The following is a 1,086-nucleotide window of genomic DNA, read 5'->3' as shown; positions in this document are numbered from 1 at the left end:
AAATGAGGTACTATGAAATAAAGGGGGCTGAACGGAATGAGACAACGAAACAACGCATTCAAAGATGTTCGTAACAAAGTGGCGCAAGAAGCTTTAGCTGGGATTAAAGTTGGTGTTCTAGCAAGGAAGTATGATGTCTCACCGAAGACCATTCGCAACTGGGTAAAAGAGTTTCAAGATGAATTTGGTGCAGACGCCATACCTACGATCGACGAACGCATCAACGACTCTAAACGATTGGCTGAGCTCGAAGAAAAATACAATCGAGCTTTAAAGGCATTGGGGGAAAAGGAACTCGAGAATGAAGTTCTGCGTGAACTCGTAAAAAAGACGAACCCTGCCTCAGTGATCGACTCCACGTTGCACAAACGTTCATTGGGCAGGGAAACGCGGTAGTTAAAATACTAGAACTTACCGGAGTCGCTTCTTCGACGTACTACGACAGGAGGAAGTCCGCGCAACGAACCACGACGAAGAAAACAATCGCAGTACTTCGTGGTAGACCCGTGACAAAACACTCTTTTACGCGCTCAGGTGAAGCCGTCAGTGATGAGCAGATCGAAGAATGGCTGATGGAACTCGTTTCCGGTGAAGAGCATGGCTATGGCTACTTGATGTTGAATGAATGCTTGCGTATCCAGCGCAATCTGGTCATCAACAAGAAGAAAACGTATCGCCTATGCGAGAAGCTTGGCATCCTTCATCCGCAGCGGCGAAAGAAGATTCATTATCCACGGAAACTCGCTCGTAACCACACGATTACACGTTCAAACCAACTCTGGCAGCTCGACATTAAGTACGGCTATGTGGCAGGTTATGACCAGTTCTTTTACATGGCGGGCATCATTGATGTGTTTGACCGCAGTATCGTAGGTTACCATCTGGGTTCTAGTTGCGACGCGAAGCAGGTCTGCCAAGTAGTAAGAACTGCCCTACGTTTACGTTTAACAGATGTTGACGCAAAGCCCGTCATACGTACGGACAACGGCCCGCAATTCGTCAGCAAAGCCTTCGGCGAGCTCTGCGAGGCCGAGAAGATTACGCATGAGCGGATACCGCCAAAGACGCCTAATATGAATGCCTATA

Annotated in this window: 2 protein-coding genes; both read left to right on the top strand. The window is 47.9% G+C overall.

Annotation, left to right across the window (positions count from 1 at the left end):
- Window positions 1-36: 36 nt before the first annotated feature.
- Window positions 37-396 (top strand): transposase, encoded by a 360-nt coding sequence (locus tag GQF01_RS26460; protein ID WP_161409968.1) that lies wholly within the window; start codon window positions 37-39, stop codon window positions 394-396.
- Window positions 397-506: 110 nt separating this feature from the next.
- Window positions 507-1,086, top strand: a 580-nt coding sequence (locus GQF01_RS26455) for a DDE-type integrase/transposase/recombinase (protein ID WP_161409967.1), incomplete at its 3' end; no start/stop codon positions are given.

It is taken from the genome of Paenibacillus silvestris, from assembly GCF_009882985.1.
Lineage (GTDB): Bacteria > Bacillota > Bacilli > Paenibacillales > NBRC-103111 > Paenibacillus_E > Paenibacillus_E silvestris.
The sequence above is the reverse complement of the archived record's forward strand: the minus strand, read 5'-3'. Positions and strand labels throughout refer to the sequence as shown.